The sequence below is a fragment of the Amycolatopsis methanolica 239 genome (assembly GCF_000739085.1).
Lineage (GTDB): Bacteria > Actinomycetota > Actinomycetes > Mycobacteriales > Pseudonocardiaceae > Amycolatopsis_E > Amycolatopsis_E methanolica.
This window is the reverse complement of the sequence record NZ_CP009110.1, coordinates 293034-317954: the sequence shown is the minus strand read 5'-3', so window position 1 is coordinate 317954 and position 24921 is coordinate 293034. Positions and strand designations below refer to the sequence as shown.

Genomic DNA, 24921 nt, shown 5'->3' with positions numbered 1-24921 from the left:
CTTCTACCTCATCGGGGCCAGCTTCCGGACCATGTACCGCGCGTCGCGGCCGACGCCGCGCAGGCTCGCGGACACCAGCGTGCTCTGCCATTCCAGCCCGACGTACCCGAGGCCGGGCACCGACGTGGAGACGCCGCGCCGGTGCTTCGGCATGCCGCGCTCGTCCAGCGCGCCGAGACCGGCGAGGTAGGGCGTGTCCGGCCGGTACCCGGTGGCGAGCAGGAGCGTGTCGACGGGTTCGCGGCGGCCGTCGGACCACACGACGTGGTTGCCGTCGAGGCGGGTGAACATCGGGCGGCGGTCCGGCCGCCCGGCGTGGATCAGCCCGCGGTAGTGGCCGGTGTCGATCACCGGCACGGTCGGCGGCTCGCCCTTGATGCGGCGCGGCAGGTACGCGACACCGGTGACCGAGAACCAGAACTGCAGGTCCTTGCCCAGCGGCCGTTGCGGCGCGTACCGCACGGGCCCGCGCGTCGCGAGTGTCACCGACGACACCTCGGCCAGCTCCGCGGCGATCTGCACCCCGGAGTTGCCCGCGCCGACCACGACGATCCGCTGCCCGGCGAACGCGCTCGGCTCGCGGTAGTCCGCCGCGTGGATCACCTTGCCCGCGAAGGAATCCAGCCCGGGCAACGCCGGTGTGTGCGGCTTGCCGAACCACCCGCTGGCGGCCACGACGATCGGCGCCTCGAACTCCTCCCCGGCGCGCACGACGAAACTTCCGTTGCGGCGCACCGATTCCACGCGGTGCCCGGTGCGGATGTCCACGTCCAGCCCGGCGGCGTAGTCGCGCAGGTAGGCGACCACCTCGTCGCGCACCGGGTAGTGCCGCGGATCGCCGGGAAAACGCCTGCCCGGCAGGGAACTGTAGCCCGCGGGCGAGAACAAGGTGAGGCTGTCGTAGTAGCGCGGCCAGGACCCGACGGGCTCCGCACCGGCCTCCAGCACCACCGGCTTCAGCCCGGCCTCCCGCAGCGCGTTGGCCGCGGCGAGGCCGGACTGGCCGCCACCGATCACGATCGCGTCGGGCATCACGCCTCCCCAGGTCCGAAACCGCCACGGTAGTCGGTTCCAGTGGAGGCGCGAAGTCGTTACTTCCCTACGAGAACGCGCGCAGCCGCAGCGAGTTGCTCACCACGAACACCGAGCTCAGCGCCATCGCGGCGCCGGCGATCATCGGGTTGAGCAGGCCGAGCGCGGCCAGCGGGAGGGCCGCCACGTTGTAGGCGAAGGCCCAGAACAGGTTGCTCTTGATGGTGCCGAGCGTGCGGCGCGCGAGCCGGATCGCGTCGACCGCCGCGCGCAGGTCGCCACGCACCAGGGTCAGGTCGCTCGCCTCGATCGCGACATCGGTGCCGGTGCCCATCGCCAGGCCCAGGTCGGCCTGTGCGAGCGCGGCCGCGTCGTTGACGCCGTCGCCGACCATCGCGACCCGGTTCCCCTTGTCCTGTAGGCGTTTCACCGCGTCGACCTTGTCGGCGGGCAGCACCTCGGCGATCACCTCGGTGATGCCGACCTCGCGGGCCACCGCCTTGGCGACGGTCTCGTTGTCCCCGGTGAGCAGGACCGGCCGCAGCCCCAGCGCGGTGAGCCTGCGCACCGCTTCGGCGGACGTCGGCTTGACGGTGTCTGCCACCACCAGCAGGCCGCGCACCCGGCCGTCCCAGCCCACCGCGACGACTGTGCGGCCCAGCTCCTCCGCCTCGGTCTTCGCCCGCGCGAGCGCGTCCGGCAGGTGCAGGCCCCAGTCGGCGAGCAGCGCGGTGCGGCCGACCACGACCGCGCGGCCGTCGACGACGCCCTGCACACCGAGGCCCTCGACGTTGCGGAACTCCGACACCGGCGCGTGCTCGTCCACGGCCGCGGCGATGGCCTTGGCGACCGGGTGCTCGGACGCGTGCTCCAGGGAGCCGGCCATCCGCAGCAGCTCGTCGCGGTCTTCGCCGTCGGCGAGCCGCACGTCGACCAGCGACATGCGGCCGGTGGTGACCGTGCCAGTCTTGTCCAGCACGACGGTGTCGATCCGGCGGGTCGACTCCAGCGCCTCTGGGCCCTTGATGAGGATCCCGAGCTGCGCGCCCCGGCCGGTGCCGACCAGTAGCGCGGTCGGCGTCGCGAGCCCGAGCGCGCAGGGGCAGGCGATGATCAGCACCGCGACCGCCGCGGTGAACGCCGAGGTGGTGGGCACGCCGAGCGCGAGCCAGGTGACCAGGGTGCCCAGCGCGAGCACCAGCACGATCGGCACGAAGATCCCGGACACGCGGTCGGCCAGGCGCTGGACCTGCGCCTTCCCGGTCTGCGCCTCCTCGACGAGCTTCGCCATCTGCGCGAGCTGGGTGTCCGAGCCGACGCGGGTGGCGCGCACGACGAGCCGCCCGCCCGCGTTGACGGTGGCGCCGACGACCGCGTCGCCCCGGCCGACCTCGACCGGCACCGACTCGCCGGTCAGCATGCTCACGTCGACCGCCGACGAGCCCTCCTCGACCTCGCCGTCGGTGGCGATCTTCTCGCCCGGCCGGACCACGAACCGGTCCCCCACGACCAGCTGCGACGCGGGGATCCGCACCTCGGCGCCGTCCCGCAGCACCGCGACGTCCTTGGCCCCCAGCTCGAGCAGCGCACGCAGGGCGGCGCCGGCGCGACGCTTGGCGCGGGCCTCGAAGTAGCGCCCGGCCAGGATGAACGTAGTCACCGCCGTGGCGACCTCGAGGTAGATGCGGCTTTCGCTGCTGCGCTCGATGGTGAGCTCGAACGGGTGCCGCAGCCCGATCTCGCCGGCGTCGGTGAACACCAGCGCGTACACCGACCACAGGTAGGCCGCGAGGGTGCCGACCGAGATGAGCGTGTCCATCGTCGCGGCGCGGTGCTTGAGGTTCGTCCACGCCGCCACGTGGAACGGCAGGCCGGCGCCGAACACGACCGGCGTGGCCAGCGCGAGGGAGATCCACTGCCAGTAGTCGACCTGCCAGGCCGGGACCATCGCCAGCACGACCACCGGCAGCGACAGGACCGCCGCCGCGAGCACGCGGTCCCGCAGGCCGGTGACGTGGTCTTCCTCGTCCTCGGCCGGTTGCGGCAGCGTGGCCGAGTACCCGGCGGCCACGACCGTGTCGACCAGCTTCTGCGGGTCGACGCCCGACGGGAAGCTCACCTTCGCCTTCTCGGTGGCGTAGTTGACCGTGGCGGTGACCCCGTCGAGCTTGTTCAGCTTGCGCTCGATCCGGTTCGCGCACGAGGCGCAGGTCATGCCGCCGATGGCCAGTTCGACCTCGGCGCGCTCGGGGGCGGCGGTCATCGTGTCACCGGGACGCGAGCTCGTACCCGGCCTCGTCGATGGCGGCGCGGATCGCGTCATCGCTCAGCTCGGCGGCGCTCACGACGGTGACCGAACCGGTCGGCAGATCGACCTTGACGTCCTGGACGCCCTCGATCTTCGTGACCTCCTCGGTGACGGAGGCGACGCAGTGCTGGCAGGTCATCCCGGTGACGGTGTAGACGGTCTCAGTCATGGTTCCGGACTATACCCCCTACCCGTACCGGGCGTCACCCAGCGTTCCTCGATGCGGCCGAAGCGCCACACCGACCAGGCGATTACCCAGGTCAGAACGAACAAACCCACGATCACGAACCCGGCGTGGTCGAGGTTTGTTCCGGCGATCCAGGCCAGCGGGCCGTGCGTGATCCCGGCCTGGTCGACGAGCACGGAGATCAGCTCGATCACGCCGATGACCAGGGCAACCACGACAGAGAGGGCGGTCACGGCGATGTTGTAGAAGATCTTGCGCACCGGCCGCGCGAAGGCCCAGCCGTAGGCGTAGTTCATGAAGAAGCCGTCCGCGGCGTCGAACAGCGTCATGCCGGCCGCGAACAGGACCGGCAGCACGAGCACGGCGTACCAGGGCAGCGCGAACGCGGCCGCGCCACCGGCGAGGACCAGCAGGCCGACCTCGGTCGCGGTGTCGAAGCCGAGGCCGAACAGTACCCCTACCGGGTAGATGTGCCACGGTTTACGCACGGCGGCGGTGGCCTTGCCGAGGATGCGGTTGAGCAGGCCGCGGCTGGCGAGCTTCGCTTCGAGTTCGGCCTCGTCGAACTGCCCGCGGCGCATGTCGCGGGCGACGCGGAGGATGCCGACCAGCACGACCAGGTTGATCACGCCGAGCAGGCACAGGAACGTGCCGGACACCGACAGGCCGATCACACCCGTGACGTCGTGCAGCGTGGACGAGTCGTCCTCGACCTCCCCGGCAAGCGCGCGCACGCCGAGTGACAACAGCAGACACAACCCGAACACGATCGTGGAATGCCCGAGGGAGAACCAGAAACCGACGGTGAGCGGCCGCTGCCCGTCGGCGATGAGCTTGCGCGTGGTGTTGTCGATCGCCGCGATGTGGTCGGCGTCGAACGCGTGCCGCATACCGAGCGTGAAGGCCGTGACCCCCAGGCCGACGCCGAACACCCCGGACGCGCCGATCTCGAAGTGCTGCGGCACGACCAGCAGGAGCAGGACCCCCCAGCCGACGACGTTGAGCGCGAGGATGACGCCGACCATCCCCGCCACGGACATCCGTTCCCGCCTGCCGAGCGGGGTCCGATCACCCACGGGATAACCTCCCTCACCTGTTCAGGTAATCAGATGAACAGGCGGCCCGATCGGACGCAAGGGTGCGGATACGGGGAGCGGGTATGATGGCGGGAGTTTTTCGAGAGCGGAGGCGGACATGGCGAGCTACAGCGGAGACAAGGACGCCTACCTCAAGCGACTGCGCCGGATCGAGGGCCAGATCCGCGGCCTGCAGCGGATGGTCGAAGAGGATAAGTACTGCATCGACATCCTGACGCAGGTCTCCGCCGCGACCAAGGCGCTGCAGTCGTTCTCGCTCGAACTGCTCGACGAGCACCTGTCGAGCTGCGTAGTCGACGCGGCGCGCGCCGGAGGCCGCGAAGCGGAAGTCAAGGTCCGCGAAGCAAGCGACGCGATCGCGCGCCTCGTGAAGTCCTGACCCAGCCCGGCCGCCTCGCGACTCGAAGCCCGGGCAACCTCACACTTACCACCCCCCACAGCGCTGCCGCAGCGAGGTCGCCCCACGAAATTCCGGCCGCGGCCATCGCCGCCTGTCCCCACCCCAGCCGCCCCATCCCGCGCGTGACAGCACCGGCGCAAGCGGGCACCCACCCCGGCCGCCGCACCCCTGCACCCCTCAGCCGCGGCGCCGACCAGCGCCCGTCAGCGCAACAACGCCGCCGCGATCGCCTTCGCCCGGAGCGCTGGCTCCGCGCTGCGCTCGCGTAGCACGGTCACCAGCGCGCCGTCCACCAGCAGCATCAGCTGCGCGGCGAGCACCGCGGCCGGGCGGTGCCCCGCCTTCTCCAGCAACCCGGCCAGGTACTCCGTCACCGCCCCCTTGTGGGCGCGCGCCAGCCGGTACACGGCCGCGTCCGCGTCGCCCACCTCGGCCATCGCGTTGATGAACGCGCAGCCCCGGTAGTCCGCCCGCGCGAACCGCTCGGCGAGGAAGTCGAACACCGCCAGCGGGTGGTCGCCGCGCGCCGCGACGCCCTCCGCCAGCGCCTGCCGCCACTGCTGGTCGCGCTCGGTCAGGACCGTCTCGACCAGGTCGTCCTTGCTCGCGAAGTGCCGGTAGAACGACGCGCGGCCGACGCCGGACACCTCCAGCAGCCGCTCGACCCCCACCGCGCGGATGCCCTCCGCGTAGAACAGGTCCTCGGCCGTCTGCACGAGACGTTCACGAGCTCGGGTCGGCATGGCTCCACGGTATCGGATCTTGACCAGAAACGGAACCGATCAGTACCGTTCAGACGGAACCGATCAGTACCGTTTAAGAAGCCATGGTCACCACCACCCACCGCCTGCCCGCGCGGATCGGCGCCCTGACGATCGCGACGTTCGCGGTTGGCACGGACGCCTTCGTCGTCAACGGCGTCCTACCCGAACTCGCCCGCTCGCTGGACGTCAGCGTCGACGAGGCCGGCCAGCTCGTGTCCGTCTTCGCGATCGCCTACGCCGTGCTGTCCCCGGTGCTCGCCGCGGCGACCGGGAACTGGCCGCGGCGCACCGTCCTGCTGGCCGCGCTCGGCGTCTTCGTGCTGGGCAACTCCATCACCGCCCTCGCGCCGGACTACGGCCTCGCCCTGGCCTCGCGGGTGATCGCCGCGGCAGGCGCCGCCGCCGTCACGCCGACCGCCTCCACAGCCGCGGCCGCACTGGCGCCACCGGAACGGCGTGGCCGCGCGAATCCTGTGCGCGGAGGTGGAAACCGCACTGTCCACAGGGGACACCGAGCGGAGGGCCTCGTGAGGCGCCACGACGAAGCGCCCCGAATTGTCAGACCCCACCCCTATCGTCCACCCCATGCCCACCCACCCCACCCCCGGCGGCAGGCCGCGGGAGAAGTCAACCCGGAGCAGACAGCGGATCGTTGCCGTAGAGCCGTCTGCTCTCGATCGACCCGTCGCGCCGCTGGATCCTGAGCACGCTCGGGCGGTCGGCGCGCGCCCGCTTCGCGGCCGCGCGCACCGCGTCCCGCTTGCGCTCGTGGTGCGACAGCACGGCCTCGCCCCGCTTCACGTCCCAGCTGCCCAGCATCGGCGAGACCCAGTACACCGTCCGCGACATGATCCCTCTCCCTCCTCGGGTGTTGCACTGGAGCAATACTGTTCCTATAGTACATCACCGTTGCACCTCCGCAACGGTTCGGCAAAACTGCGACGGAACGGAGCGCGGAGGTGTGCCATATGGGCGGACGGCTGGACACGGGGAGGCTCTATGCGGCCCTCGACGCGGAGCGAGAGTCACGCGGCTTGTCGTGGCGGCAGCTCGCGGCCGAGGCCGGGGTGAGCGCGTCCCTGGTCAGCCGGATGGGCAACGGCCACCGGCCGGACCTGGACGGGTTCATCGCGCTCGTCCAGTGGCTCGGGATGCCCGCCGAGACGTTCATGGTGTGGCCGGAGGGCCAGCCCGACGGGCGCCGCCGGCCCTCGCTCGAAGCGCAGCTCGCGCCCCTGCTCCGGGCCGAGGAAGAACTCAGCGAGTCCGACCAGCAGCACCTGCTGGACGTGGTCGGCCTGACGATGCGACACATCCGCGCCAAGAACAAGGAGTCGAAATGACCCTCCGCCGGGGTTTCAAGAAGGAGGCCAGGGAACTCGCCCTCGAGGTGCGGGCCGAGCTGGGCACCGAGGTCTTCGCACCGCTGGACCCGTGGGCACTGGCCGAGCTGTACGGGATCGAGGTGTTCGACCTGCGCAGCCCGTTCCTGCCCGCGGAGTCGGTGCGGCACCTGACGGAAGAACGCCCGCACGTGTTCTCCGCCGCACTGGTCCCGCTCGACCCGAGCGGTGCCGTGATCATCGAGAACCACGTGCACCCCATGCGCCGCAGGCGCTCCACGATCGCGCACGAGATGGCGCACGTGCTCCTGGAACACCCGTTCGGTCCAACGCTGACCGACGAGAACGGCTGCCGCTCCGCTGTCGCGGGCATCGAGGAGGAGGCCGCCGAACTGTCCGGCGAGCTCCTCATCCCCACCGACGCCGCGCGGATCGCCGCGTTCAAGGGCTGGTCGGATCACTCGGTGGCCAACCACTTCCGGGTCAGCGTCGCGATGGCCACGTGGCGCATGAACATGAGCGGCGCGCGCCGGATCGCCGCGCGAACGCGGTTCAAGGCCGAAGCGCGGTACGCCAAACCCGCCTGAGTGGTTGTCCACAAAGCGATCCACAGGTGGACCAATCTGTGGACAACTCGACTGTCCATTGCGGACTGATTGGAGGCGGCTAACACACGACGCGACGAAACGGGTTAACCACAGGGGAAGAACTCGTGGATCCTGGCGCGCGGACCGGTGTCGTCAAGCGGCCTGGTCGGTTTCCTCGCCGAACAGCTCGGCCACCGCACGTGCGCGCAGGCGTTCGAGCCGCGTCGCCTGACTGCGCCCGTTCGCGATCAGCTCGTCGAGCCGGTCGGCGTCCAGGCGCGGGTCGACGGCGGCGCGGGCACGCAGGGTGCGCCAGGCCGCGACCTTGCCCTCGACGCCGAGCCGGAGCCCCTCCAGCTCGACGACCCGGCTGAGCGGCGAACGGTTCAGCAGGCGGCCGTTGAACTTGAGCCTGCCCGCCTTCTCCAGGAGCCACCCTGCCCAGTGGCCGGTGGGGCGGGAGGGTCGCCGAGGGCGCGCATCATGTCGACGAGGGCGTCGCGGTCCTCGGCCAGTTCCTCGGCGAGCCGGTCGAGCTTGCCGTTGCCTGCCCAGTCGGCCTCGGTGTGGGCGAAGCGCCTGGCCAGCTCGACCCCGGCGGTCACCACGGCCACGTGGTCGTTCAGGTAAATCCCGAGCAACGTGCGACGCATACCGGCGAGTACCCCACGAACGAGGGGCTCAATCCAGGTCACCCCCACCTCCGACGCGCTGTGGCTTCAGCTTCCGCGGGCCCAGGGTCAGACCACGCCTTCCACGTGCAGCCGCTCAGCAGCAGCATCGCCGCCCAGCTGCAGGCCCAGCCAGCGAACAGAACAGCCTCCGGGGCTCAGGCAGCAACCCCGCGGGTCAGACCACGCCCTCCGCACGCAGCTGCTCCACAGCCGCCGCCTCGTGGCCGAGTTCCTGGAGGATCGCGTCGGTGTGCGCGCCCACCTCGGGCACCGGCCCCATCCGCGGCTCGAACCCGCCCATGATCACCGGCGGGAGCAGCGCCTCCACCGTCCCGCCGGGAATCGGCACCGTGCGCCACCGGTCCCGCTCGGCGAGCACCGGGTGCGCCAGGAACTCGTGCACCGAGTTCACCCCGGCGTTCGCCACGCCGATGTCATCCAGCAGGGCCATGATCTTGTCGCTGTCCAGCTCGCGGAACCGCGCCGCCACGATCTCGTTCAGCTCGTCCCGGTGGGCCACCCGCGCGGAGCCGGTCGCGAACCGCGGGTCGTCGACCAGCTCGGGCCGCTGCAGGAACCGCGAGCACAACGCGACCCACTCCGGCTCGTTCTGGATCGAGAACAGCACGTCCTTTCCGTCGGCCGCGGTGTAGGCGCCGTAGGGCGCGATCGTCGCGTGCTGGGTGCCCACCCGCGGCGGCTGCGTGCCGCCGTAGCGCGTGTAGTAGGCCGGCTGTCCCATCCACTCGGACAGCGCGTCGAACAACGACACCTCCACCGGCCGCGCCCGGCCGGTCGTGGCCCGCGTGAACAGGGCCGTCAGGATGCCCGAGTAGGCGTACATGCCGCCCGCGATGTCCGCGACCGACACCCCCGCCCGCGCCGCGCCCTCCGGTGTGCCGGTCAGCGACACCAGGCCGGTCTGGCACTGGACGAGCAGGTCGTAGGCCTTCCGCTCCGCCCACGGCCCGTCCGTGCCGTACCCGCTGATCGTGCACGGGATCAGCGACGGGTACCGCTGCGCGAGCGTCGCCGGATCCAGCTCCAGACGGGCCGCCGCACCAGGCGCGAGGTTCTGCACGAACACGTCCGCGCCGGCGAGCAGCTTCGCCAGGACCTCCCGGCCGCGGGGGTCCTTGAGGTTGAGGGTCAGCGACTCCTTGGAGCGGTTGAGCCAGACGAAGTAGCTGGACTGGCCGTGCACGGTCGTGTCGTAGCGCCGCGCGAAGTCGCCGCCACCGGGGCGTTCCACCTTGAGCACCCGGGCGCCGAGATCAGCGAGCTGGCGCGTCGCGAACGGCGCCGCGACGGCCTGCTCCAGGCTGACGACGGTGATCCCGGCGAGCGGCAGGTTCACAGCGCGCCCAGCTTGCCGTCCCCGTCCGGCAGCGGGGTCAGCAGCTGCACGTCCAACGGCTTCGCGAGCAGCCCGTCGAGCGCTGCGTTCAGTTCGGCGAGCGCCGGGCCCTTGCCGTGGGCGCCGAGCGCGGGGCCGGAGGCCCACTTCTCCACCATCACGAACGTCGTCGGCGACTTCGCGTCGCGGTGCAGTGCGTAGCGTTCACAGCCCGGCTCGGGGTGCACCGCCCGCACCGCGGTCCGCAGCGCCTCCTCGACCTGGGCCTCCTTGCCTTCCGCGGCCTCGATGGTCGCGATCACGACGACAGCGTCCGTCTGGTTCATGCCGCCATACCACCGGATGCGGGCCGCGACCGCAAGGTCACGGACACCATTCGGGCTCGATCACGAGCTCGGTCGGATGCGTGTTCCGCGGCGCGTCCAGCACGGATCGCACCGCGTCCGCCACCGACGACGGATCGAGGTACCCCTCGGGCTCGTACCGCCCGCCCTCCATCCGGCGGACGGTCTGCTGCATCGGCGTCGCGACCCGCCCCGGGTAGATGTTCGTGACGCGCACCCCGTTCCGGAGTTCCTCACGGCGCAGCGCCTCGGCGAACACCCGCAGCGCCGTCTTGCCGGCGGCGTAGGCGGACCGGTTGGCGGGCGAGCCGAGGACGGCCGTGGAGTTCACCAGGATCACCCGGCCCCGCGCGGCTCGCAGCGCGGGCAGCAACAGCCGGGTCAATCCGATGACGCCGAACAGGTTCACGGCGAACAGCTCACGCCACACGGCGGGATCGGTTTCCGCGACGGAACCCAGTTGGAAAACACCCGCACAATGCACTATCACGTCGACCGACGACAATTCCGGGCAATTATCGTAAATGTCCGGATCGGCCGCCAGATCTACCGTCCAGCAATGCGCGTCCGGCAACGTCCCGGCCAATTCCTTCAATGCGGTCTCGTCCCGTCCGGCGAGCCAGACCGTGTACCGGTCGGCCAGCGCGGCAGCAACTTCCGCACCGATCCCGCCGGTAGCGCCGACCATGACAGCAGCTCCACGAGTGTTCATCGATCGCCACGATAAGCGGCACATCGCACAAAAGAACAGGGTCCGTCGACCCTGGACGGACCCTGTTTCCGGACAATTCAGCCCGGCCGGGCGTTCACCCGGGGGTTGTTCTTGTTGATCACGAACGAGCGCCCCGGCGCCGGACCACGATCGAACCCGGCTGGCAATTGAGCGACCTGAGCGAATTCCTGCTCTTCATACCCGCTCCTTCCTCGCACACCCGTCAACGACCCGAGGGCTCGCGGCATTCCACGGGGTGCAGCGGGGTGCCGGCCACCGCGCAGTGGACCTTCACCGGGCTGGCCGGTGTCGGCTTCGGGCGGCCGGGCACGAGCGCGAACGCGATCACCGCGCCCGCGACGAGCAGCCCGGCGCACACCAGCATGGCCGTCCGGTAGGCGGGCGCAAGCGCCGCGGGATCGGTCAGGCTGCCCGCGCCGATGCCCGCGACCAGCGGCAGCACCGCGACCGCGAGCAGCCCGGCGGTGCGGGCGATCGCGTTGTTCGCGCCGCTGGCGACGCCCGCGTACCGGTCGTCGAGCGCGCCGAGCGCGGTCGCGGTCAGCGGCGCGACCGTCAGCGACAGACCGAGCCCGAGCACCACGACCGCGGGCAGTACCTCGGTCAGGTACGAGGGACTCGCCGAGATCCGGGACAGCAGCACGAGCGCCACCGCGCAGACGATCGGCCCGACGGTCATCGGCAGCCGCGGCCCGGTCCGCTGCCCCAACGCCCCGGCGCGCGCCGACAGCACGAGCATCAGCGCGGTCACCGGCAGCATCGCCGACCCCGCCGCGACCGGCGAGTACCCGCCGACCACCTGCAGGTTCAGCACGACCAGGAAGAACACGCCGCCCAGCGCGGCGTACACCGCGAAGGTCACCAGATTCGCCGCGGTGAACGCCCGCGACGCGAACACACCGAGCGGCAGCATCGGGTGCCGCGACCGCCGCTCGGTCAGCACGAACGCCGCGATCCCGGCGACCCCCACGCCCAGCGCCGCCAGCACGGTCGGCGAGCCGGCGCCGAGCGACGGCCACGCCGTGAAGCCGTAGCTCAGCCCGGCCAGCCCGAGCGCGCCAATCGCCGCGCCGGTGAAGTCCAGCTGCCGCGCGGCCTCCGGGTTGCGGGTCTCCGGGACGTGCCGGAGCGCGACCAGCACGACGACCGCCGCGAGCGGCACGTTGATCAGGAACACCAGGCGCCAGCTCGCCACCTCGACCAGCCAGCCGCCGAGGAACGGTCCGAGCGCGCCGGCGATCCCGCCGAGCCCGGACCACGCCCCGATCGCTTTAGCCCGGTCGTCGGGGTGGAACGACGCCTCCAGGATCGCCAGCGACCCCGGCGTGAGCAGCGCGCCGCCGATCCCCTGCAGCACGCGGGCGGCGACCAGCGTCCAGATGTCCGGCGCGAGCCCGCAGAGCAGCGACGCGATCGCGAACCACGAGATGCCGAGCACGAAGATCCGCCGCCGCCCGAAGCGGTCGCCGAGGGAGCCGCCGAGCAGGATCAGGGCGGCGAGGCTGAGCGTGTAGCCGTTGATCGTCCACTGCAGACCAGCCGTGCTCGCCTCCAGGTCGGTGCCGATCTTGGGCAGCGCGATGTTCACGACCGTGGCGTCGAGGAACGTGACACCGGACCCGAGGACGGTGGCGAACAGGACCCAGCGCCCGGCGGCCTGGCCGTACCGGAGCGAGGTTTCCGCCGTAGTCACGAGGACCGATCGTGGTTGGCCGCGGCGGCGGGCGCAAGTTTCCCTGCTGACACCGCATGGCAGGCGCCGAACCCGTCGGCACGCGCGACGATCCGGCCGCCGGCCACGCGCACCGCCACCTCGGTCGCATCGCTGACCGCCGCCACGCCGGCCGCCGCGGCCAGCTCCCCTCGTTCGTCGCACACAACGCGCAGGTCCGGCCACGCGGCCTCGGGGAACGCCTGCCGGAGGCACGCGGCGACCTCGGTGATCACCAGGCGCGCGAGCGGCCCCAGTTCAGCCGGTTCGCCGGTGACCGCCACGAGCGTGACGTCCGCCCCCGCCCGGACCGCTTCCTCCACGACGGCGAGCCGGTGCAGACCGAGGACCGCGACGACGCCGTCGGACGGGAGCCGGACCGGCCCACCGCGCACCAGGTCGACGGCCTCGCCGGGCGCCCACGGTTCGTCGGCGGGACGCGGCTGCGGCGACACCTGCGGCGGCGCCCACCAGTCGTTGAACGGCAGTTCGGCGAGCTGTTCGCAGGTGCTGATCACGTCGAACGGCTCGACGAACCCGGGCGCCGCGACGGTGAGCTGCCGCGCGCCGTGCAGCGACGTCAGCACCGCTCGCGCCCGGCGCACGTACCGCGCGGGCGGCGCGCCCGGCGGGGACTCCGGCGGGTCGAGCCGTTCGACCGCCAGGGCGAGCAGCAGCGCGCCGAGCTCCATGAGCTGCGCGTACGGCAGCCGCACCCGCTCATCCGCCATCACCTCGGACGGCAGATCGCGGGCCAGGCCGGCGTCCCGCACGATCCAGTCGCGGGCGAACGAGCCGACCGCGGACCGGGCGTCGGTGCCGGGACGGCTGTGCGGGGACGGCTCCGCGCGGGTCGCGAGGTCGGCCAGGACCGCGAAGTACAGGGCCCGCTTGCCGGGGAAGTTCGAGTAGACCGCACCGCGCGTGAGCTCCGCCCGCTCGGCGATGACGTCCACCTTGGCGTCCCGGAAGCCCCGCTCCGCGAACTCCTCCCGCGCTGCGGCCAGCACCTTCGCGCGGTTGCGCTCCTGCGTCTCCGCCCTGGTCAGCCGCGCCACGAAGCCTCCTCGTTGCCATCCGGACGGAGACCAAGATATCGTGCGCATTCAAATGATGTGAACATCTGTACTTAACATCTGGAGTGCGAGTGGTCCCCGAGATCTCCCTGACCGACCCCGAAGTGCTGACCGACCCGTTCACCGCATACGGCCGGGCGCGGGAGCAGTCGCCGCTCGCCCGCGTCGGCGCGCCCGGTTTCGGCCCGGTGTGGGCCGCGACCCGCCACGAGACCGCGCGAGCGGTCCTGTCCGACCCGCGCTTCGAGCTGACCGCGAACAGCTACCAACGGCCGGACGTGCCCGAGCACTGCCGCGCGTACATGCGCACGATGTCCGAAGTGGAGGGTGCGGAGCACGCCCGGCTGCGGCGCCTGGTCTCCCCCGCGTTCTCCGCACGCCGCGCGCTGGACTTCCGGCCACGCGTCGAACCGCTCGTCGGACGACTGCTCGACGACCTGCCCGCGGAGGCCGACCTGCTGCGGGACTTCGCCCGTCCGCTGCCGATGGACGTGATCTGCGAACTGGTCGACATCCCCGGCGAGGACCGCCCGCGCTGGCGCGAGTACGGCATCGCGGTCGCCAGCGGCCACGGCCCGGCGTTCGCCGCCGCCATCCCTGGCATCATGGCCGGCGCGCAGGCCGCCATCGCCCGCCGCCGGGACGAGCCGGGTGACGACGTGCTCGCCGACCTGATCCGGGCCGAGGACCGGCTCAGTGACACCGAGATGGTCACGCTCGTGTGGCACCTGGTGCTGGCTGGGCAGACGCCGGCGAACCTCATCGCGAACGCCGTGGCCACCCTGCTGGAGCACCCGGACCAGCTCGCCGCGCTGCGCGCCGACCCGGGGCTCATGCCGCGCGCGGTGGACGAGCTGATCCGCTGGTGCGGGCCGACGCTGATGACGATTCCGCGTTACGCGCGCGAGGACGTCGAGCTGGAGGGCGTGCTGATCCGCGAGGGCGAGGCGATCGTCGCGGCGGTCGCGGCGGCCAACCGGGATCCACGTGCCTTCGAGTTTCCGGACCGCTTCGACGTGACCCGGCCCGGCGGCGGGCACCTCGGATTCGGGCACGGCCCGCACTTCTGCCTCGGCGCCGCGCTGGCCCGGGTGCAGACCGAGGTCGCACTGACCGCGTTGCTGGCCCGGGAGTTCGAACCGGTCAAGGTCGAGCGCATGCCGGATCCGGGGACCTGGCGGCTGTCGAGCCTCGTCGTCCGATTTGGTTGACGTGTCATCATCCGCTGGTTAGCTTGGGAGGCATGGAACTCGGCATCTACAGCTTCGGTGACCGCCCGGCCGACCCGGTCACCGGCGAACAGCTGTCCGTCTCCGCGGCGCTGGCCAACACGCTGGAGCGGATGAAACTGGCCGACGAGCTCGGCTTGGGGTTCTACGGCCTCGGCGAGCACCACCTCGACTCGTACGCGATCTCCAACCCGGCCACGGTGCTGGCGGCCGCGGCGAGCGTGACCTCGAAGATCACGTTGTCGACCGCCGTTTCCGTGCTGAGCACCGAGGATCCGGTGCGGCTGTACCAGCAGTTCACGACGCTCGACCAGCTCAGCGGCGGCCGGGCCGAGCTGCTGGTGGGGCGCGGGTCGTTCATCGAGTCGTTCCCGCTGTACGGCGCGGATCTGGAGGACTACGACGCGCTGTTCGAGGAGAAGCTCGACCTGTTGCTGGCGCTGGACCGCGAGGACCCGGTGACGTGGTCGGGCAAGTTCCGGGCGCCGCTGCGGGGTGCGCGGGTGCTGCCGCGGCCGTACGGCGAGCACCTGCGCATCTCGGTCGGCACGGGAGGCAACCAGGACTCCTCGATCCGCGCCGGCGCGCTCGGGCTGCCCGTCGTGTACGCGATCATCGGCGGCCGCCCGGAGCGGTTCGCGCCGCTGGTGCAGCTGTACCGACGGGCGAGCGAGGTGTCCGGCAACGATCCCGCGGCGCAGCACGTGACGATGAGCGCGATCGGGCTGGTGGCGCGCAGGTCGCAGGACGCGAAGGACACGTTCTACCCATACTGGCTGGAAACCATGAAGTACGGCGCGCGGGCCCGCGGCTGGGCAGTCCCGACCCGCGCCGAGTACGACGCGTACACCGCCGGGGCGTCGTCGCTGTTCACCGGCAGCCCGAACGAGGTCGCGGAGCGCCTGATCACGGTCGGGAAGCTCGTGGGCGCCGACCGGTACGCCATGCAGATGGACTGGTCGGGGGTGCCGCAGAAGCACGTGATGGCGGCGATCGAACTGCTCGGCACCAAGGTGCTGCCCCAGGTCCAGGCGGAGTTCGACGCTACCGCGTGAATTGAAACTGGGGCATCGTCTGCCGGAACGCGGTCACCGACGCCCCGCGAGGACGAGACTCGTGACTTCGGCCAGCTCCCGCTCGCCACTGGTGGACGCCGTCCGGACGGATCTGCCGAGCCTGCTGCGCAAGCACGTCGCCGCGCATCCGGAACAGGTGTTCGTGGAGTCCTTCGACGGCACGACCTGAACCTACCGGGACGTGTGGGACAGGGCGGCCGCGGTCGCCGGCTGGCTCTCCGCGGCCGGCTGCGGCAAGGGCGATCGCGTCGTGTGCGTCACCGGGAACCGGCCCGAGATCCTCGCGGTGCTGTTCGGCGCCAACCTGATCGGCGCCATCTTCGTGCCGCCCAACCCGGAGCTGACGGGGCAGTTCCTCGGCCACCAGCTGGCCAACTCCGAGCCCGCCGTGGTGTTCGTCCAGGCCGACCTCCTGGAGACGGTGCGGCGACGCACCTGCGGATGACCGCGGCGGACAAGGAGTACGCCGCCCTGCCGCTCTTCCACGCGAACGGCCTGTTCATGCAGGTCGGCGCGGTGCTGTTCGCGGGCGCCCACTTCTACCTGGCGAGGCGGTTCAGCGCGTCGGGGATGGCTCCCGGAGGTGCGCCGTACCGGCGCGACGATCACCCACCTGCTCGGCGTGATGGCCGATTTCGTGCTGCACCAGCCGCCTTCGGACGGCAATCTGGACCACGGGCTGCGCGGCGGTGCTGTCGATCCCGGTCTCCGACGAGGGCGCCCCGGAGTTCGAACGGCGCTTCGGCGTCGAGGTGCTGCGCGGGTTCGGCATGACCGAGTGCAACATGGTCGCGTACCCGACGTCAGGCCGGAACTCCGGGACGGCGCTGGACGCGTTCGAGCTGGCGATCGCCGATGCGGAGACGGGGCAGCTGCGTCCCGCCAGCGCGGTCGGCGAGATCGTCGTGCGGCGGCGGATTCCGGGCGCGTTCATGGCCGGGTACTTCAAGATGCCGGAGAAGACCGTCGAGGCCTGGCGGGACCTGTGGTTCCACACCGGGGACGCCGGGTTCCTCGACGAGCAGGAGCGGCTGCACTTCGTCGACCGGATCAAGGACTGCATCCGCCGTCGCGGCGAGAACATCTCGTCGTACGAGGTCGAGCAGGCCGTGTCGCACTACCCGGGGGTCGCGGAGTGCGCCGCGGTCGGCGTGAAGACCGACGACGCCGGCGGCGAGGACGAGGTGATGATCTGCGTCATTCCGGACCCCGGGGGGAGATCGACGCGTCCGCCCTGACCGAGTTCTGCCGCGAGCGCATGCCGAACCACATGGTGCCCGGCTTCGTCAAGCTGATGACGGAACTACCGAAGACCGCGACGGGCAAGCTGCAGAAGGCCCCCTGCGCGCGTCGACGGACGGCGCGGTGGACGTGCGGCAGCGGCATGCGTCTCAGCCCAGCTGACCGCTCACGTCGGCCGCAGGGGCCGGGAGGGTAAGCCCACGACGGTGGTCTGCGGCGGGACGTCCTTGGTGACGACCGCGCCGGCTCCGATCACGACGTCTTCATCGACCGTCACGTCGGGCAGGACGATCCCCCCGATGCCGGGACGTGCCGCCCGACCGAGGCGCACTCCTGAAGGTTGACACCGGGCATGAAAACACCACCCGGCCCGATCGCGACGCGCTTCTCCACCCGTGTGCTCGGGTGGAGGACGATACCGGGTTCCTTGCCGAGTTCGGTCGCGAACTCGTCGAGCTTGCGCCGTACCAGGACGTTGCTGACACCGAGGACGTAGTCGGTGTCCAAGCCCTTGAGCACGCCGTCACCGCCCAAGGTCTTCACCGACGACGGCAACGGCGGGCCCGGCGCGCTGGTCGCGTTCGTCGAGCAGAAGCGGATGACCTTCCGCGAGCAGGTCACCCTCTACGCGGACGAGAGCAAGCAGCACGTGCTCGCCGCGTTCCGCGCTCGCAAGGTGATCGACCTGGCCAGCGCCTACGACGTGACGACCGGCGAGGGGCAGCCGATCGGCGTGTTCGGCAAGCAGTTCGGCAAGTCGCTGCTGCGGTCGACGTGGCGGCTGGAGCAGCCGGGCCTGCCGCCGGTGGAGATCAGCGAGCGCAGCATGGCCCTGGCGCTGTTCCGCCGCATCTGGGTTTCCTCCCGTGGCTTGGCGACGTCCCGTTCCCGTGGAAGTACCACTTCGACTTCGCCCGCGACGGCCAACTGGTGGGCAGCTTCGAGAAGAAGACCCGGTTCCGGGACCACTACCTGGTGCGCGTCACCGACCCGGCGCTGGACCGCCGGCTGGTGCTCGCGCAGGCCGTGGCGCTGGACGCCCTCCAGTCCCGATGACGCCCCCGCCGGTTTCCGGCGAGTACACAGAGGACTGTGACGCGAACGGCCGCCGCAAGGCGGTCCTATTCCAGTACCCCGAACAACACGAAGCCCCTCTGTTTCCAGAGGGGCTTCGTGGTCTTGCTGTCTCAACCAGACGCGCGCCCGAAGGGATTCGAACCCCTAACCTTCTGATCCGTAGTCAGATGCTCTATCCGTTGAGCTACGGGCGCTTGTTCAGTTTTCACTCTAGCACTCGGGGGTCCGAGTGCCTTGCGGAGGCTCCGGGATTTGAACCCGGGAGGGGGGGTTACCCCCAACCGCATTAGCAGTGCGGCGCCATAGACCAGACTAGGCGAAGCCTCCCGGATCACGACCACTGCTGAGATAGCGTACACAGCCCCTCAGAGCGCCGGCAAAGGACCCCCTCATCTGCGCAACAACCGCCGCAACCTGGGGGAACGTCCGGCCAAACCCTCGGCCTCGAAGACGGCCACCCCGACGCGTGGCAGTTCGCGCACGCCCGGGTACACCAGGTACCTGGGCACCCACGCCGGCTGGAACTTGGCGTTGAACCGGTACAGCGTCTCGATCTGCACCCAGTGTGACATCCATCCCAGGACCTTCGCCGAGGCGCGCGCCACCGGGCCCGCCCCGATCCGCCTGCCCTGCTCCATCAGCTTCCGGAACGCGGCGAAGTTCAGCGAGACGTACCTCACACCATGATCCTTCGCGGCCAGCAGCAGCTCCGAGATCATCAGCTCGTTGATGCCATTGTCCGCACTGCGATCACGGCGCATCACGTCCAGCGACAGCCCGTCACTGCCCCACGGCACGAACTGCAGCAGCCCCCGCACCACGCCGTCCCGCTCGGCGGTCACCAGCACCGACCCGGGATCGCCCATCCGGCCCAGCGCCATCGAGAACCCGCGCTCGGTGTCGCTCCCGCGCCACTTCGCCGCCAGCGCCTCCAGCTCGGCCAACTCGCCCTCGGCCAGCTCCTCCGACCGCCGCACGCGCACCGCGTACCCGGCCCGCTTCGTCTTCGCCACCGCCTGGCGCACCCCGCGCATCACGCGGCCCTCGAGCGTGAACGTGTCCGCATCGACGACCGCCTCGTCGCCGATCTCCAGCACGTCCAGGTCGTACCGGGCCCACGCGGTCGCGCCCAGTTCCGAGCACCCCATCGCCGCCGGGACCCAGCCGTGCCGGCGGCAGACCGCCAGGAACTCCTCGATCGCGCCCGGCCAGGCCTCGTTGTCGCCCAGCGGATCGGCCGACGCGACCGCCGCGCCGGCGATCACCCGGTACGTCACGGCCGCCTTGCCGGTCTTGGAGAACACCACGAACTTGTCGTCGCGCAGCGCGAAGTACCCGAGCGAGTCGCGGGCGCCGTGCTTGTCCAGCAGCGCCTTCAGCCGGGCCTTCTCGTCCTCGCTCAGCTGCGGTGCCGGCTCGGCCGAGCGCAGCAGGAAGTACGCGGCGAGCAGCACCGCGCCCAGCCCGAACAGCAACCCGACCGTCGCGGTCAGGTCGTCCATCCACTCGACGTGGAACTCGGCCGGGCCGCTGACGCCGAACAGCGCCAGCGCCGCCTCGGCCATCCGGTCCGGGAACGACAGGGGCGCCATGAACCGCGACGGCGCCACCGACAGCAGCGCGACGTTGATTACGAACCCGGCCACCAGCAGCTGCAGGAACACCCGCACCGCGACCCACTTCCCGGTCACCGGGTCGGGCAGCGCCACGAAGTGCCGCCGGTTCAGCACCAGCGTCACGGCGAGCGCGACCGCCACCACCCCGGCGCCGAACACGTGCTGCATCCCGAGGTGCGACACCGCCAGCACGACGCTGGCGGCGAGCGCGAGCTGCCAGGCCCGGCGCTTGCGGCGCTTCAGCCCGGACGCGAGCATGATCAGCAGCACCCCCACGGCCAGCACGACGGCGGCCGCGGCCGTCGTCGCCTCCTGGGGCAGCCCGAGCCACACCGCGACGTGCCCGCGCATGCCGCGCCGCCCGGCAGGCAGGACGACCGAGATCACCGCCAGCAGTCCGACCAGCCTGGTCACCCAGGTGATCGCCGCGACCGACGCCGCGCCCGTGACGCGCCAGACGGCCGGCCGCTCCCCGGCCAACGTCCTCCCGGACACCCTGCCCCCTAACTCCCCCTGGCCATGTCGACGAACGGTTCGAGCGCCCCCGGGTTGGCGAGCGCGTCCCGGCTGACCGCCCGTTCCGGCGCCACCCCGGTCAGGATCTTCTTGACCGGCACCTCGCACTTCTTACCGTTCAGCGTCCGGGGCACCTCCGCCACCTCGATGAACCGATCGGGTACGTGCCGCGGCGAGAGGCCGCGCCGCAGCTGTGCGCGCAGCTCCGGCTCGACCGCGGCAAGATCCGCCCCGGGCGCCATCACGACGAAACACAGCAGCTCACCGTCGGTATTCCCGGCCCGCGTGGTGTCGATGACGAGCGAGTCGGCGATCTCGTCGAAGCCCTCGACGATGCGGTAGAACTCGGCGGTGCCCATCCGCACGCCACCGCGGTTGAGCGTGGAGTCGCTGCGGCCGTAGATCACCGCCGACCCGCGGGGCGTGATCCGGATCCAGTCGCCGTGCCGCCACACGCCCGGGTACATGTCGAAGTAGGCCTCGCGCAGTCGCGACCCGTCCTCGTCGTTCCAGAAGAACACCGGCATCGACGGCATCGGCTTGGTCACCACCAGCTCGCCGACCTCGTCGACCACCTCACGGCCGTCCTCGTCGAACGCCGTCACCGCGGCTCCGAGCGCCCGGCAGGACAGCTCGCCCAGCCACACCGGTACGTCCGGCGCGGCCGCGACGAACGCAGCGCACAGATCGGTGCCGCCGGACACCGAGCAGATCTGCACCGACCGGCCGACCTCGTCGGCGATCCAGCGGAAGCCGTCGTCGGACAGCGGCGCGCCGGTCGACCCCAAAGCCCGCAACGCCGACAGGTCGAACGAAGCGGCCGGGCGGATCCGGGCCTTGAGGCAGCTCTGGACGAACGGCGCGGACGTGCCGAAGTACGTGATCCGCTCCTCGGCCGCCAGCCGCCACAACGTGTTCAGGTCCGGGTGCCCCGGGCTGCCGTCGAACATCACGATCGTCGAGCGCGCCAGCAGCCCGCCGATCAGGAAGTTCCACATCATCCAGCCGGTGGTGGTGAACCAGAAGAATTTCTCACCCGGCCCGAGGTCCATCTGCAGCATGGTCGCCTTGAGGTGCTCCAGCACGATCCCGCCGTGCCCCTGCACGATGCCCTTCGGCAGGCCGGTGGTGCCGGACGAGTAGAGCACCCACAGCGGGTGGTCGAACGGCACCGGCTCGTACGCCATCTCCGCGCCGGTGTGCCGGTCGAGCAGCGCGTCCCAGGCAAGCGCGCTGTTGACCGTGCCGCCGCCTGCGTAGTCCACCAGGACGGTCGCCGTCAGCGACGGGATCCGCTCGCGCAGCTCCTCGACCGTCGGCCGGACGTCGAAGGACCGTCCGTTGTAGACGTATCCGTTGATCGCGACCAGGACCTTCGGCTCGATCTGGGCGAACCGGTCGCTGATCGCGCGGACGCCGAAGTCCGGCGAGCAGGACGACCAGATCGCGCCGAGGCTCGCGGTGGCCAGGAACGCGACGAGCGTCTGCGGGCAGTTCGGCGCGAGCGCGACGACGCGGTCACCGCGGCCGACACCGAGCTCGACCAGCGCCGCCCGCGCCGCGGCCACCTGCTCGCGCAGCTCGCGGTAGGTGAGGCGGGCGGACAGCCCGTCCTCGCGGCGGAAGATCACCGCGAGGTCGTCGTCGGCGCCGGTCAGGGCGTGCTCGGTGTAGTTGAGGGTGCCGCCGGGGAACCACTGCGCACCGGGCATGCGCGCGTCGCCGAGGACCGCGCTCGGCTGGGCGTGCCAGCGGATGCCGAGGAACTCCGCCGCCGCGCCCCAGAAGTCCGCGGGCCGGTCGACCGAGAACCGCCACAACTCGTCGTAGTCGTCGAGGGACACGTCGCGCTCCGCGCGCAGCCAGTCGCGGAACGCCTGGATCCTGCTCGCGGCGACCCGCTCCGGGTCCGGCCGCCACAACACTTCCGGGGTGTCAGCAACATCGGTGGTCACCCCGGGAGCGTATTAGCGCAAGTGGGCGTCGAACCAGCTCAACGTCCGCTGCCAGGCCTCGACCGCGGCCTGCGGGTCGGCGTCGAACCGGTGGTTGGCGCCCGGGTAGCGGACCACGTTCGTCGCCACCCGGGCTTCGGCGGCGGCCTCGCGCAGCTTCTCGACCTCAGCGGCGCCCAGCTCGTCACCGGCGTCGCCGTACAGGCCGAGCCACGGGCTGACCAGCTCACGCGCGATGTCGACCAGCCCCGGCTTCTCGGCGACGCGGTGCCCGCCGACGCTGACCGCCGCGCCCAGCTTCCGGTTGGCGGCGACCAGCAGCGCGGCCGTGCCGCCCAGGTCGAAGCCGACGACACCGAGCAGGTCGGCCTGCACGCCGCGCTCGACCAGCCAGGCCAGCGCGATGTCGGTGGCGGCCAGGACGCTGTCCGGCGTAGGCGTGTCGTCGATGTGCGGTGCGGCGGCCAGCCAGCCCTCCGCGGCCAGGCTCGAGATCAGCAACCGCACCCCGTCGGTGATCCCGCCGACCTCGTGCAGCACCACGAGCCCACCGCGGACGACGTTCTCGGGTTCGGCGAACGTCAGCTCGATCGCCCGGCCGTCGGTCCGCTCGTAGTGCGAGGTGTGCGTCTGCGTCATCGCACTACTCAACCATCCCCGGGTGAACGGGAGTCAACACCGATCGCGATCAAGTGTTCGGGATAACGTGGCAGCAGCGCGTTCGACCGAAGGAGTGCCCGCCATGTCCGTGCGTACCCGTCCCGATCTCGGCTCGCTGCCCGCCTATGTCGCCGGGCGGACGGTGCCGGGTGCGATCAAGCTCGCCAGCAACGAGGTCCCGGGCGGCCCACTGCCGAGTGTGCGCGCCGCGATCGCCGACGCCGCCGCGGACGTCCACCGCTACCCGGACATGGGGGTGACGGCGCTGGCGAACCGGCTGGCGCGCAAGTACGACTTCCCGGTGGAGCGCATCGCGGTCGGCTGCGGCTCGGTCGCGCTGTGCCAGCAGCTCACGCAGGCCCTGTGCGCGCCCGGTGACGAGGTCCTGTTCGCGTGGCGCTCGTTCGAGGCGTACCCGATCGTCACCCAGATCGCCGGTGCGACGTCGGTGAAGGTGCCGCTGGACGCCACGCACACGCACGACCTGGACGCGATGCTCGCCGCCATCACGCCGCGGACGAAGCTGATCTTCGTCTGCAACCCGAACAACCCGACGGGCACCGCGAACCGCCACGAGGAGCTGGTGCGCTTCCTCGACCAGGTCCCGCCGCACGTGGTCGTCGCGCTGGACGAGGCCTACCGCGAGTTCGTCACCGACCCGGACGTGCCGGACGGCATGGAGTTCGCGCGCACCCGCGACAACGTGGTGGCGCTGCGGACCTTCTCGAAGGCCTACGGCCTGGCCGGGCTGCGCGTCGGCTACCTGGTCGGCCCGGCCGAGCTGGCCGAGGTGGTGCGCAAGGTCTACATCCCGTTCAGCGTCAACTCGCTGGCGCAGATCGCCGCGCTGGCCTCGCTCGACGCCGAGGACGAGATGCGCGAGCGGTGCGCGGCGATCGTCACCGAGCGGCAGCGCGTCGCCGACGAACTGCTCGCCCTCGGCTACGAGGTGCCCGAGACGCACGCCAATTTCGTGTGGCTGCCGCTGGGCGACCGCGCGCTCGAGTTCGCCGAGCACGCGCTGGCGAACAAGGTGGTCGTGCGGGCCTTCGCCGGCGACGGCGTGCGCGTCACGATCAGCACCCGCGAGGAGAACGAGGCCTTCCTGCAGGCGGCGCGCGGCTTCAGCCGTTGACCACCAGCTGCACGATCGCGGCGATGCCGACCACGACGATCACGCCGCGCAGCACCGGCGCGGGCAGCCGGCGCCCGATCTTGGCGCCGATCTGCCCGCCGAGCGTGGACCCGACGGCGAGCAGCGCCACCACCGGCCAGCTGACCGGGGCGATGAACGCGTAGACGATCCCGGCGACCACGTTGACCACGGCGGAGAGGACGTTCTTGATCCCGTTGAGCCGCTGCAGCGGGTCGGTGAGCAGCATCCCCATGAACGCCATCAGCATGACGCCCTGTGCCGCGGTGAAGTAACCGCCGTAGATCCCGACCAGGAAGATCAGGAACAGCACCAGGCCGCCGTGCGAGCCGCCGTCCCCGCCCGGCTCGCGACGGCGCGCCACCCACGCGGACACCCTCGGCTGGACGATCACCAGCACCACGGCGAGCCCGACCAGCACCGGCACGACCGTCTCGAACGCGTTGGGTGGCAGCGAAAGCAGCAGCACCGTGCCGCACACCGCGCCGAGCGCCGACGGCACCGCGTACCGCGCGACCCGCCTGCCCTGGCCGGTCAGCTCGTGCCGGTAGCCGATCGCGCCGCTGATCGTGCCCGGCGCGAGCCCGATCGCGTTCGACGTCGTCGCGGTCACCGGCGAGTAACCCAGCGCGACCAGCACCGGGAACGTGACGAGCGTGCCGGACCCGACGACCGTGTTGATCGTGCCCGCCCACATCCCGGCCAGGAACACGACCAACGCCTCCCACCACTCCATGACCCCATCAAACCGTGGCGTTTCACGGCGCGAACCGACGGGTAAGAA

29 protein-coding genes and 2 tRNA genes are annotated in these 24921 nt (G+C 71.3%); 12 read left to right on the top strand and 19 right to left on the bottom strand.

Features of this window, described 5'->3' with window-relative positions; genetic code table 11:
* Positions 1 to 3: 3 nt before the first annotated feature.
* The 4 genes from AMETH_RS01560 to nicT all read right to left on the bottom strand — a co-directional run bounded on the left by AMETH_RS01560 (position 4) and on the right by nicT (position 4567).
* Positions 4 to 1032, bottom strand: a complete 1029-nt coding sequence (locus AMETH_RS01560; RefSeq protein ID WP_017986272.1) for a flavin-containing monooxygenase — start codon at positions 1030 to 1032, stop codon at positions 4 to 6.
* 67 nt (positions 1033 to 1099) lie between these two features.
* Positions 1100 to 3295 carry a heavy metal translocating P-type ATPase gene (locus AMETH_RS01555; RefSeq protein ID WP_017986271.1) on the bottom strand — a complete coding sequence of 732 codons (2196 nt, stop codon included), beginning with the start codon at positions 3293 to 3295 and terminating at the stop codon, positions 1100 to 1102.
* A 4-nt stretch (positions 3296 to 3299) separates the two neighbouring features.
* Positions 3300 to 3509, bottom strand: a complete 210-nt coding sequence (locus tag AMETH_RS01550) for a heavy-metal-associated domain-containing protein (RefSeq protein ID WP_017986270.1) — start codon at positions 3507 to 3509, stop codon at positions 3300 to 3302.
* Positions 3506 to 4567 (bottom strand): Nickel transporter NicT, encoded by a 1062-nt coding sequence (gene nicT / locus AMETH_RS01545; RefSeq protein ID WP_051079484.1) that lies wholly within the window; start codon positions 4565 to 4567, stop codon positions 3506 to 3508. Before nicT ends, AMETH_RS01550 begins: the two co-directional genes overlap by 4 nt.
* A 154-nt stretch (positions 4568 to 4721) precedes the next feature.
* Here nicT and AMETH_RS01540 point away from each other — a divergent pair, with 154 nt between their 5' ends.
* On the top strand, positions 4722 to 5003 hold the full coding sequence (locus tag AMETH_RS01540; protein ID WP_017986268.1) for a metal-sensitive transcriptional regulator: 282 nt from the start codon (positions 4722 to 4724) through the stop codon (positions 5001 to 5003).
* A 224-nt stretch (positions 5004 to 5227) separates the two neighbouring features.
* On the opposite strand, the gene AMETH_RS01535 is transcribed toward AMETH_RS01540, so the two are convergent.
* The gene (locus AMETH_RS01535; RefSeq protein WP_026153705.1) at positions 5228 to 5767 is read right to left on the bottom strand and encodes a TetR/AcrR family transcriptional regulator; all 540 of its coding nucleotides are present in this window, start codon (positions 5765 to 5767) and stop codon (positions 5228 to 5230) included.
* A gap of 83 nt (positions 5768 to 5850) precedes the next feature.
* Between AMETH_RS01535 and AMETH_RS36275 the strand changes: the two genes are divergently transcribed.
* Positions 5851 to 6492, top strand: a complete 642-nt coding sequence (locus tag AMETH_RS36275) for an MFS transporter (RefSeq protein WP_081617644.1) — start codon at positions 5851 to 5853, stop codon at positions 6490 to 6492.
* On the opposite strand, the gene AMETH_RS01530 is transcribed toward AMETH_RS36275, so the two are convergent.
* Positions 6416 to 6637, bottom strand: coding sequence for a DUF2188 domain-containing protein (locus AMETH_RS01530; RefSeq protein WP_017986265.1), 222 nt, complete (start codon positions 6635 to 6637; stop codon positions 6416 to 6418). The genes AMETH_RS36275 and AMETH_RS01530 overlap by 77 nt on opposite strands.
* A 119-nt stretch (positions 6638 to 6756) precedes the next feature.
* Between AMETH_RS01530 and AMETH_RS01525 the strand changes: the two genes are divergently transcribed.
* Positions 6757 to 7131, top strand: a complete 375-nt coding sequence (locus tag AMETH_RS01525; protein ID WP_017986264.1) for a helix-turn-helix domain-containing protein — start codon at positions 6757 to 6759, stop codon at positions 7129 to 7131.
* On the top strand, positions 7128 to 7718 hold the full coding sequence (locus tag AMETH_RS01520) for an ImmA/IrrE family metallo-endopeptidase (RefSeq protein ID WP_017986263.1): 591 nt from the start codon (positions 7128 to 7130) through the stop codon (positions 7716 to 7718). Before AMETH_RS01525 ends, AMETH_RS01520 begins: the two co-directional genes overlap by 4 nt.
* Before the next feature lie 386 nt (positions 7719 to 8104).
* On the opposite strand, the gene AMETH_RS38935 is transcribed toward AMETH_RS01520, so the two are convergent.
* The 6 genes from AMETH_RS38935 to AMETH_RS01490 form a co-directional block, all read right to left on the bottom strand.
* Complete coding sequence (locus tag AMETH_RS38935) at positions 8105 to 8371, bottom strand: hypothetical protein (protein ID WP_209436839.1); 267 nt, start codon at positions 8369 to 8371, stop codon at positions 8105 to 8107.
* A 196-nt stretch (positions 8372 to 8567) separates the two neighbouring features.
* Positions 8568 to 9749: a CaiB/BaiF CoA transferase family protein gene (locus AMETH_RS01510; protein WP_017986261.1), complete on the bottom strand. Its 1182-nt coding sequence runs from the start codon at positions 9747 to 9749 to the stop codon at positions 8568 to 8570.
* Positions 9746 to 10075, bottom strand: a complete 330-nt coding sequence (locus AMETH_RS01505; RefSeq protein ID WP_017986260.1) for a putative quinol monooxygenase — start codon at positions 10073 to 10075, stop codon at positions 9746 to 9748. The genes AMETH_RS01510 and AMETH_RS01505 overlap by 4 nt, the downstream gene beginning before the upstream one ends.
* Positions 10076 to 10112: 37 nt before the next feature.
* Positions 10113 to 10781, bottom strand: coding sequence for an SDR family oxidoreductase (locus AMETH_RS01500; protein WP_267283468.1), 669 nt, complete (start codon positions 10779 to 10781; stop codon positions 10113 to 10115).
* Between the two features lie 247 nt (positions 10782 to 11028).
* Complete coding sequence (locus AMETH_RS01495; protein WP_017986258.1) at positions 11029 to 12519, bottom strand: MFS transporter; 1491 nt, start codon at positions 12517 to 12519, stop codon at positions 11029 to 11031.
* A complete protein-coding gene (locus AMETH_RS01490; protein ID WP_017986257.1) occupies positions 12516 to 13595 on the bottom strand; it encodes a TetR/AcrR family transcriptional regulator in 1080 nt (359 codons plus the stop codon). The genes AMETH_RS01495 and AMETH_RS01490 overlap by 4 nt, the downstream gene beginning before the upstream one ends.
* 89 nt (positions 13596 to 13684) lie before the next feature.
* Here AMETH_RS01490 and AMETH_RS01485 point away from each other — a divergent pair, with 89 nt between their 5' ends.
* The 6 genes from AMETH_RS01485 to AMETH_RS42325 all read left to right on the top strand — a co-directional run bounded on the left by AMETH_RS01485 (position 13685) and on the right by AMETH_RS42325 (position 17356).
* Entirely contained in the window at positions 13685 to 14824 is a 1140-nt protein-coding gene (locus AMETH_RS01485) for a cytochrome P450 (RefSeq protein WP_017986256.1), read from the top strand.
* A 32-nt stretch (positions 14825 to 14856) separates the two neighbouring features.
* A complete protein-coding gene (locus AMETH_RS01480; protein WP_017986255.1) occupies positions 14857 to 15897 on the top strand; it encodes an LLM class flavin-dependent oxidoreductase in 1041 nt (346 codons plus the stop codon).
* Between the two features lie 61 nt (positions 15898 to 15958).
* On the top strand, positions 15959 to 16087 hold the full coding sequence (locus AMETH_RS41275) for a hypothetical protein (protein ID WP_267283467.1): 129 nt from the start codon (positions 15959 to 15961) through the stop codon (positions 16085 to 16087).
* A gap of 12 nt (positions 16088 to 16099) precedes the next feature.
* Complete coding sequence (locus tag AMETH_RS35450; protein ID WP_017986253.1) at positions 16100 to 16363, top strand: AMP-binding protein; 264 nt, start codon at positions 16100 to 16102, stop codon at positions 16361 to 16363.
* Between the two features lie 244 nt (positions 16364 to 16607).
* Positions 16608 to 17156, top strand: a complete 549-nt coding sequence (locus AMETH_RS35445; protein ID WP_017986252.1) for an AMP-binding protein — start codon at positions 16608 to 16610, stop codon at positions 17154 to 17156.
* A gap of 20 nt (positions 17157 to 17176) precedes the next feature.
* A complete protein-coding gene (locus AMETH_RS42325; RefSeq protein WP_364139264.1) occupies positions 17177 to 17356 on the top strand; it encodes a hypothetical protein in 180 nt (59 codons plus the stop codon).
* 77 nt (positions 17357 to 17433) lie between these two features.
* On the opposite strand, the gene AMETH_RS01470 is transcribed toward AMETH_RS42325, so the two are convergent.
* The gene (locus AMETH_RS01470; RefSeq protein WP_038531801.1) at positions 17434 to 17679 is read right to left on the bottom strand and encodes an LbetaH domain-containing protein; all 246 of its coding nucleotides are present in this window, start codon (positions 17677 to 17679) and stop codon (positions 17434 to 17436) included.
* Here AMETH_RS01470 and AMETH_RS01465 point away from each other — a divergent pair.
* A complete protein-coding gene (locus tag AMETH_RS01465) occupies positions 17660 to 18256 on the top strand; it encodes a hypothetical protein (RefSeq protein ID WP_223843031.1) in 597 nt (198 codons plus the stop codon). The genes AMETH_RS01470 and AMETH_RS01465 overlap by 20 nt on opposite strands.
* A gap of 102 nt (positions 18257 to 18358) precedes the next feature.
* Here AMETH_RS01465 and AMETH_RS01460 read toward each other — a convergent pair.
* The 5 genes from AMETH_RS01460 to AMETH_RS01440 form a co-directional block, all read right to left on the bottom strand.
* Positions 18359 to 18431 (bottom strand) — tRNA-Arg (locus AMETH_RS01460).
* Positions 18432 to 18474: 43 nt separating this feature from the next.
* Positions 18475 to 18564, bottom strand: a tRNA-Ser gene (locus AMETH_RS01455).
* A gap of 62 nt (positions 18565 to 18626) precedes the next feature.
* On the bottom strand, positions 18627 to 20333 hold the full coding sequence (locus tag AMETH_RS01450) for a phosphatidylglycerol lysyltransferase domain-containing protein (protein ID WP_017986247.1): 1707 nt from the start codon (positions 20331 to 20333) through the stop codon (positions 18627 to 18629).
* 23 nt (positions 20334 to 20356) lie between these two features.
* Positions 20357 to 22324, bottom strand: coding sequence for an acetoacetate--CoA ligase (locus tag AMETH_RS01445; RefSeq protein WP_223843029.1), 1968 nt, complete (start codon positions 22322 to 22324; stop codon positions 20357 to 20359).
* Positions 22325 to 22336: 12 nt separating this feature from the next.
* Complete coding sequence (locus AMETH_RS01440; RefSeq protein ID WP_017986245.1) at positions 22337 to 22963, bottom strand: dienelactone hydrolase family protein; 627 nt, start codon at positions 22961 to 22963, stop codon at positions 22337 to 22339.
* Positions 22964 to 23066: 103 nt separating this feature from the next.
* Between AMETH_RS01440 and hisC the strand changes: the two genes are divergently transcribed.
* Entirely contained in the window at positions 23067 to 24119 is a 1053-nt protein-coding gene (hisC, locus tag AMETH_RS01435; RefSeq protein ID WP_017986244.1) for a histidinol-phosphate transaminase, read from the top strand.
* Here the strand turns inward: hisC and AMETH_RS01430 are convergent.
* Positions 24109 to 24873 carry a sulfite exporter TauE/SafE family protein gene (locus AMETH_RS01430; RefSeq protein WP_017986243.1) on the bottom strand — a complete coding sequence of 255 codons (765 nt, stop codon included), beginning with the start codon at positions 24871 to 24873 and terminating at the stop codon, positions 24109 to 24111. The two genes, hisC and AMETH_RS01430, sit on opposite strands and share 11 nt — an antisense overlap.
* Positions 24874 to 24921: the final 48 nt, after the last annotated feature.

Coding starts and splice junctions, on each gene's coding strand:
- AMETH_RS38935 (WP_209436839.1), bottom strand. CDS start 8,371: ATGCGTCGCACGTTGCTCGGGATTTACCTGAACGACCACGTGGCCGTG.
- AMETH_RS01480 (WP_017986255.1), top strand. CDS start 14,857: ATGGAACTCGGCATCTACAGCTTCGGTGACCGCCCGGCCGACCCGGTC.
- AMETH_RS01440 (WP_017986245.1), bottom strand. CDS start 22,963: ATGACGCAGACGCACACCTCGCACTACGAGCGGACCGACGGCCGGGCG.
- AMETH_RS01505 (WP_017986260.1), bottom strand. CDS start 10,075: ATGAACCAGACGGACGCTGTCGTCGTGATCGCGACCATCGAGGCCGCG.
- AMETH_RS01525 (WP_017986264.1), top strand. CDS start 6,757: ATGGGCGGACGGCTGGACACGGGGAGGCTCTATGCGGCCCTCGACGCG.
- nicT (WP_051079484.1), bottom strand. CDS start 4,567: ATGTCCGTGGCGGGGATGGTCGGCGTCATCCTCGCGCTCAACGTCGTC.
- hisC (WP_017986244.1), top strand. CDS start 23,067: ATGTCCGTGCGTACCCGTCCCGATCTCGGCTCGCTGCCCGCCTATGTC.
- AMETH_RS01520 (WP_017986263.1), top strand. CDS start 7,128: ATGACCCTCCGCCGGGGTTTCAAGAAGGAGGCCAGGGAACTCGCCCTC.
- AMETH_RS36275 (WP_081617644.1), top strand. CDS start 5,851: ATGGTCACCACCACCCACCGCCTGCCCGCGCGGATCGGCGCCCTGACG.
- AMETH_RS01430 (WP_017986243.1), bottom strand. CDS start 24,873: ATGGAGTGGTGGGAGGCGTTGGTCGTGTTCCTGGCCGGGATGTGGGCG.
- AMETH_RS01535 (WP_026153705.1), bottom strand. CDS start 5,767: ATGCCGACCCGAGCTCGTGAACGTCTCGTGCAGACGGCCGAGGACCTG.
- AMETH_RS01500 (WP_267283468.1), bottom strand. CDS start 10,781: ATGGTCGGCGCTACCGGCGGGATCGGTGCGGAAGTTGCTGCCGCGCTG.
- AMETH_RS42325 (WP_364139264.1), top strand. CDS start 17,177: ATGCCGAACCACATGGTGCCCGGCTTCGTCAAGCTGATGACGGAACTA.
- AMETH_RS01560 (WP_017986272.1), bottom strand. CDS start 1,032: ATGCCCGACGCGATCGTGATCGGTGGCGGCCAGTCCGGCCTCGCCGCG.
- AMETH_RS01550 (WP_017986270.1), bottom strand. CDS start 3,509: ATGACTGAGACCGTCTACACCGTCACCGGGATGACCTGCCAGCACTGC.
- AMETH_RS01540 (WP_017986268.1), top strand. CDS start 4,722: ATGGCGAGCTACAGCGGAGACAAGGACGCCTACCTCAAGCGACTGCGC.
- AMETH_RS01555 (WP_017986271.1), bottom strand. CDS start 3,295: ATGACCGCCGCCCCCGAGCGCGCCGAGGTCGAACTGGCCATCGGCGGC.
- AMETH_RS01530 (WP_017986265.1), bottom strand. CDS start 6,637: ATGTCGCGGACGGTGTACTGGGTCTCGCCGATGCTGGGCAGCTGGGAC.